This window comes from Kitasatospora sp. NPDC004799, assembly GCF_040609095.1.
In the GTDB taxonomy this organism is placed as follows: domain Bacteria; phylum Actinomycetota; class Actinomycetes; order Streptomycetales; family Streptomycetaceae; genus Kitasatospora.
This window is the reverse complement of sequence record NZ_JBEXJK010000524.1, coordinates 1-5059: the sequence shown is the minus strand read 5'-3', so window position 1 is coordinate 5059 and position 5059 is coordinate 1. Positions and strand designations below refer to the sequence as shown.

General features: G+C 75.6%; 6 protein-coding genes and 1 pseudogene. 5 read left to right on the top strand and 2 right to left on the bottom strand.

Translation table 11 applies throughout. The annotated features are described in order from the left end of the window. Nucleotides 1-281, top strand: a pseudogene (locus ABZW03_RS37110) (hypothetical protein); the annotation flags it as partial. Between the two features lie 76 nt (nucleotides 282-357). On the opposite strand, the gene ABZW03_RS37105 reads toward ABZW03_RS37110, so the two are convergent. Further along, nucleotides 358-1296, bottom strand: a complete 939-nt coding sequence (locus tag ABZW03_RS37105) for an LAETG motif-containing sortase-dependent surface protein (RefSeq protein ID WP_355268723.1) — start codon at nucleotides 1294-1296, stop codon at nucleotides 358-360. A 183-nt stretch (nucleotides 1297-1479) separates the two neighbouring features. On the opposite strand from ABZW03_RS37105, the gene ABZW03_RS37100 reads away from it, so the two are divergent. The 3 genes from ABZW03_RS37100 to ABZW03_RS37090 all read left to right on the top strand — a co-directional run bounded on the left by ABZW03_RS37100 (nucleotide 1480) and on the right by ABZW03_RS37090 (nucleotide 3785). Beyond that, the gene (locus ABZW03_RS37100; RefSeq protein WP_355268721.1) at nucleotides 1480-1713 is read left to right on the top strand and encodes a hypothetical protein; all 234 of its coding nucleotides are present in this window, start codon (nucleotides 1480-1482) and stop codon (nucleotides 1711-1713) included. Nucleotides 1714-1737: 24 nt separating this feature from the next. Beyond that, complete coding sequence (locus tag ABZW03_RS37095) at nucleotides 1738-3048, top strand: amidase (protein WP_355268719.1); 1311 nt, start codon at nucleotides 1738-1740, stop codon at nucleotides 3046-3048. A gap of 128 nt (nucleotides 3049-3176) precedes the next feature. After that, nucleotides 3177-3785 carry a TIGR03086 family metal-binding protein gene (locus tag ABZW03_RS37090; protein WP_355268717.1) on the top strand — a complete coding sequence of 203 codons (609 nt, stop codon included), beginning with the start codon at nucleotides 3177-3179 and terminating at the stop codon, nucleotides 3783-3785. 38 nt (nucleotides 3786-3823) lie between these two features. On the opposite strand, the gene ABZW03_RS37085 is transcribed toward ABZW03_RS37090, so the two are convergent. Continuing rightward, entirely contained in the window at nucleotides 3824-3967 is a 144-nt protein-coding gene (locus ABZW03_RS37085) for a hypothetical protein (RefSeq protein ID WP_355268715.1), read from the bottom strand. 203 nt (nucleotides 3968-4170) lie between these two features. Between ABZW03_RS37085 and ABZW03_RS37080 the strand changes: the two genes are divergently transcribed. After that, nucleotides 4171-4992, top strand: a complete 822-nt coding sequence (locus tag ABZW03_RS37080; protein ID WP_355268713.1) for an integrase — start codon at nucleotides 4171-4173, stop codon at nucleotides 4990-4992. The last annotated feature ends 67 nt before the right edge of the window (nucleotides 4993-5059 follow it).

The window sequence follows — 5059 nt, the reverse complement described above, 5'->3', positions numbered from 1 at the left end:
TGGATGATTTACCTGACACTCTGACCGTTCTGATCGCCCTGATCACCCGGAGCCCCCGCTCCGGCCCCCCGGCCCCGGAGGCCCGCGATGCTCCCACCCTGCGCCCGGTCGACCTGGACACCCTCCCCGACCTCACCGCCGAATCCGGCCGCGGCCTCTTCCTCATCCACGCCCTCACCGACCACGTCCAGCTCCGCAACCACCCCCTGCGCGGCGCGATCGTCAGCTTCGACAAGATCCTCAAGTGGCAGGACGGCGCGCTGCTGCAGGCGGCGTCCTGAGGGCCGGGGCCGGGGCCGGGAACGCCGAGGGGCGCGGGCGCACGGCCCGCGCCCCTCGGGGCCGACTGGGGTGGGGTCAGCTCAGGTTGGCCGACTTGCGGCGGCGCAGGGCGACGAGGGTGCCGGCGCCGAGGGCCAGGACTGCCGCACCACCGAGGGCGATCGGCAGGGTGCTGGAGCTGGAGCCGGTCTCGGCCAGGTGCCGGCCCGCCGAGGGCGAGGCGGCCGGGGAGACGGAGGCCGCGGGGGCGGCGGTGGTCGCGGCACCGGTCTCGGCGACGTGGAACTCGCCCAGGTAGTCGTCGAGGAACTGGGTGCAGGCCTGCGGCCTGTTGTTGGCCGGGGCCGGGATCTTGTCGTTGTCGAAGGCGTCCGAGCCGGCTTCGTAGTTCGCGCCGTACCGACCGACCGGGGCCTTGGTGGTGGCGGCGATCCGGACCTTGTAGGTGATCTTCTCGCCCTTGGCCAGCTTGAAGGCCGGAGCCTGGAGGGCCCGGTCGTCGAGCTTGGCGGGCTTCCAACCGGACCCGGTGTCCAGCTGGACGTCGAAGAACTCGGTGCTCCACTGGACCGGACGCTCCCCGCCCTCGTCGGTCACGTAGAGCGAGTTGTGGACGACCGGAAGGTCGACGCCGCTCTTGTTCTCCCAGGTCATGGTCATCTCGGCGGCCTGGCCGCCCTTGACCAGGGTGGTGCCGTAGAGACCGGTGCCGGTGACCTTGAGCAGGTTGCTCTGGAACACGCCCCCGTGGCAGCGGTTGTCGACGGTCGGCGTCGGCATCGGCCGGGTCGGCAGGTTCGTCGGCTTGCCGGTGGCTGTCGGGGCCGGGCTGCCCGGGGTGGTGGCGGTGGCGCTCGGGGTGGCACTCGGGGTGGCACTCGGGGTGGCGGAGGCCGTCGCGGTGGCGGTCGGGGAGGAGGTGATGCCCACGGCACCGGCGGTGGTGGCGCCGACGGTGGCGCCGAGCGAGAGCGCCACCAGCGTGGATGCGGCCAGAAGGCGGGAAGTACGCACGGTGAAAGTCCCCCACTGTGGATGAAATATGGCTGAAATAGGGCGACTTGAGGCCTCGGTCCAAGCCGTCGGCACCGGTCGCGAGCGCGCACCCTACCGCGTCGCGACGGCTCGATTTTGACCGGGGCGGCGTTCCGCCGTTCTCCGGTTGCCGGGGGTGGGAGGGGGCCGGACGATGGGGGCATGATGCACCAGATGCGAGCCGAGTACGGCGCCGGCGGTGCGGCCGCGGGGGTGCGGCTGTGGCACGTGGTCCGGGGCGAGGAGAGCGTCGCGATGTGCGGGCGGGAGCTCGATCCGGGGGCGCGGGTGCGGGAGGCGGTGGACTGGGGGCGGACCCCGGAGCTGTGCTGCCACACCTGCGGGGCGTACTTCCTGCGCGAGGCACCGTACTTGGCGGCCGAACACCACCGGTAGGCGGCCGGCTCTACTGTGATCGGTATGGAGGAACCCCTCGTCCGGCCGCGGCCGTTGACCGATGAGGCCGCCGCGCTGCGCTCCGGTGTGCCCCAACTGCCCGAGTACGTCGACCGGTTGTGCGCGCTGGTCGAGCGGGTGGACCCGCTGATCCACGCGTTCGTGCCGGAACCCGGGCGGTACGAGCGGCTGCGGGCCCGGGCGCGGGAGCTGGCCGCGCGGTACCCGGAGCCGGGCGGGCGGCCGCCGCTGTACGGGGTGGCAGTGGGCGTCAAGGACATCGTGCACGTGGACGGGCTGCCCACGCACGGCGGTTCGGCGCTGCCGCCCGGGGTGCTGGCCGGGCCGCAGGCCGCGGTGGTGGACCGGCTGCGGGCGGCGGGCGCGCTGGTCGCGGGCAAGACGGTGACCGCCGAGTTCGCCGCGAGCGCCCCGGGCCCGACCCGCAACCCGCACCACCCCGGGCACACCCCGGGCGGCTCCAGCAGCGGCTCGGCGGCGGCGGTCGCGGCCGGGCTGGTGCCGCTGGCGATCGGCACCCAGACGGTCGGCTCGGTGATCCGCCCGGCCGCGTACTGCGGGGTGGTGGGCTTCCGGCCGACGTACGGGCGGATCCCGATCGCCGGGGTGATCCCGAACGCGCCGAGCTTCGACACCCTGGGGACCTTCACCGCCGACCTGGCGGGCGCGGCCCTGGCGGCCCCGCTGCTCTGCGACGACTGGCAGCAGGAACAGGGCGTTCCGGCCGCGCCCGTGCTGGGGGTGCCGGACGGGACGTACCTGGAGCACGCCGAGCCGGCCGCGCTGCGCGCCTTCGAGGAGCAGCTGGCCCGGCTGGCGCGGGCCGGGTTCACGGTGCGCCGGGTCGGGCTGTTCCCGGACTTCGCCGAGGTGGTCCGGCAGCTGCAGACGGTCAACCGCTTCGAGCTGGCCCGCACCCACGCCGACTGGTTCGCCCGCTTCGGCGGGCTCTACCGGCCGGAGACGGTCGCGGGCATCCGGGCCGGCCGGGCCGTCGCGGCCGAGGACCGAGCGGCCGCCCTGCGGTTCCGGGAGCGGCTGCGCGAGCGGGTGGCCGCGGCGGAGGCGGCGGCCGGGGTGGACCTGTGGCTGGCGCCCTCGGCGACCGGCGGGGCCCCGGAGGGCCTGCACAGCACCGGGGACGCGGTGATGTCCCTGCCGTGGAGCTTCCTCGGGCGCCCGGCGCTGAGTCTGCCGGCCGGGCGGACCGCGGAGGGGCTGCCGCTGGGGCTCCAGCTGGTCGGCGCGGAGGGCCGGGACGAGCGGCTGCTGGCCCAGGCCGAGCCCGTCGAAGGGGCCCTGGCAGGGAGTTAGGGCCGGTCCGGGGCGCGGCAGCCGAGGGCCACCTCCCGGCTCCACGGGGCGTACGGGGAAGGCGTGGGAACTGATCGTCGTTGATCAGGTGATCGGATTCATCGTTGCCGGCCGGGGGGTACTGTCACATGGTGATCGTCGAATTGCACGCACGGGCCGTGGAGTTGGCCGCCCGGGAGGTGGACGGCGTGCGGCCCGACCAGCTGGACCTGCCCACCCCCTGCGTCGGGTGGACACTGCGTCGGCTGCTGGAGCACTGCGTCGGCCAGCACCGGGGTTTCGCCGCGGCCGCCCGCGGCGCCGGACCGGACCTGGCGCTGTTCGCGGACGCCCCGTTCGGTGATGACCCGGCGGGCGCCTTCCGCCGCACCGCCCTCGAACTCACCGGTGCCTTCCGGGAGACGGCCGCCGCGGCCCGGCCGCTCTGGCTGCCCGAGGTCCGGGACGGCGGTCCCTTCCCGTTCGCCCAGGCGGTGGGCTTCCACCTGCTGGACACCCTGGTGCACGGCTGGGACGTCGCCGTCTCGCTCGGCAGTCCGGACGGGCTGGTCGCGGCGGTGGACGGCGACGACGAGTTGGCCGCCGCGCTGCTGACGGTGGCCGCGGCCGTGCCGAGCACGCCGGAAGCCCGGGCCCCCGGGCGGGCCTTCGGGCCGGGGGCCGAACCCGCGGACGGCGACGGCCGGTTCGCCCGCGCGCTGGCACTGCTCGGCCGCGACCCGGCCTGGAAGCCGTAGCGGCTCGGGGGCCTTCGGGACAGGGGAGCCCGGAAGGTTCAGGAGGCCCGGGAGCTCCCGGTGCCCCGGGTGTCGGGGCCGCGCTGCTCGTCGGGGAAGCGCGGCCCGCCGATCAGGAACAGCAGTGCGGCGGCCGGGAAGCCGAGCGAGGCGGCCAGCACCACGATGAACTGCCAGAACATCTTCCGCTCCTCGTCGGTCGCGGGCGGCCCGGTTGACTCGGGGGTGGTCCCGGACCCGGCCCGTTCCGACGGGCCGCACTGTCCGGTCACGTCCGACGGTATGGCCGAATCACCCCGGCTGCCACCGGGCGCCGCGCCCCGGTCCGCGCCACACCGGCGCACGGGTCTGGGCGCGGGCCGGGGGTGGCGGCCACACTGTCGGGATGCAGCTACAGCTCGCAGGGGAAGCACGGCGGCCCGGCCGCGAGAGCGAGGACTTCGCGGCGGCCTCGCCGGAGGCGCTGGTCCTGCTGGACGGCGCGAGTTCGCCGACCGGCCTGGAGTCCGGGTGCCGGCACGGGACGGCCTGGTACGTGCGCCGGCTGGGCGTGCACCTGCTCGCCCGGCTCACCGACCGGCCGGACCGCTCGATCGCCGAGTGCCTGGCCGACGCCATCGTGGAGACGGCCGCGCTGCACGGCGGCCGCTGCGACCTGGCCCACCCCAACACCCCGGCCGCGATGGTCGTCGCGGCCCGGCGGCACGGCGAGGCGCTGGAGTACCTGGTGCTCGGCGACTCCCTGCTGGTGCTGGAGTTCAAGGACGGCCCGCCGAAGGTGATCGGCGACAACCAGCGCTTCCCCGGCGGGGAGGGGCTGCGCCGCCAGGTCTGGGGGACCGTCCCCGGCTCGGCCGAACGCGCCGCGCTGCACCTGGAGTACGCGCTGGCCGTGCGTGCCGCCCGCAACCGGGGCAACGGCCCGTGGATCGCCGCGGCCAGCCCGCGGGCGGCCGGGCACGCCGAGACCGGCTTCGTCCCGCTGGACCGGCTGCACGCGCTGGCCGCCCTCACCGACGGTGCCTCGCGCTACACCGAGCGCTTCGGGCTGGGGAGTTGGGGCGACGTGCTGCGGCTGCTCGCCGAGTCGGGGCCGGGCGAGCTGATCGCCCAGGTGCGGGCGGTGGAGCGGGCGGACGCCGACTGCGAGCGCTGGCCGCGCGGCAAGACGCACGACGACGCCTCGGCCCTGTACGCGCTGTTGTAGACGCGGAGCCGCGGAGCCGCGGAGCCGCGGAGACGCGGAGCCGCGGAGACGCGGAACGGCCGCAGGC

Excerpts from the sequence above, each read along its gene's own strand:
- ABZW03_RS37095 (WP_355268719.1), top strand. The coding sequence starts at position 1,738 with ATGGAGGAACCCCTCGTCCGGCCGCGGCCGTTGACCGATGAGGCCGCC.
- ABZW03_RS37085 (WP_355268715.1), bottom strand. The coding sequence starts at position 3,967 with ATGTTCTGGCAGTTCATCGTGGTGCTGGCCGCCTCGCTCGGCTTCCCG.
- ABZW03_RS37090 (WP_355268717.1), top strand. The coding sequence starts at position 3,177 with ATGGTGATCGTCGAATTGCACGCACGGGCCGTGGAGTTGGCCGCCCGG.
- ABZW03_RS37100 (WP_355268721.1), top strand. The coding sequence starts at position 1,480 with ATGATGCACCAGATGCGAGCCGAGTACGGCGCCGGCGGTGCGGCCGCG.
- ABZW03_RS37080 (WP_355268713.1), top strand. The coding sequence starts at position 4,171 with ATGCAGCTACAGCTCGCAGGGGAAGCACGGCGGCCCGGCCGCGAGAGC.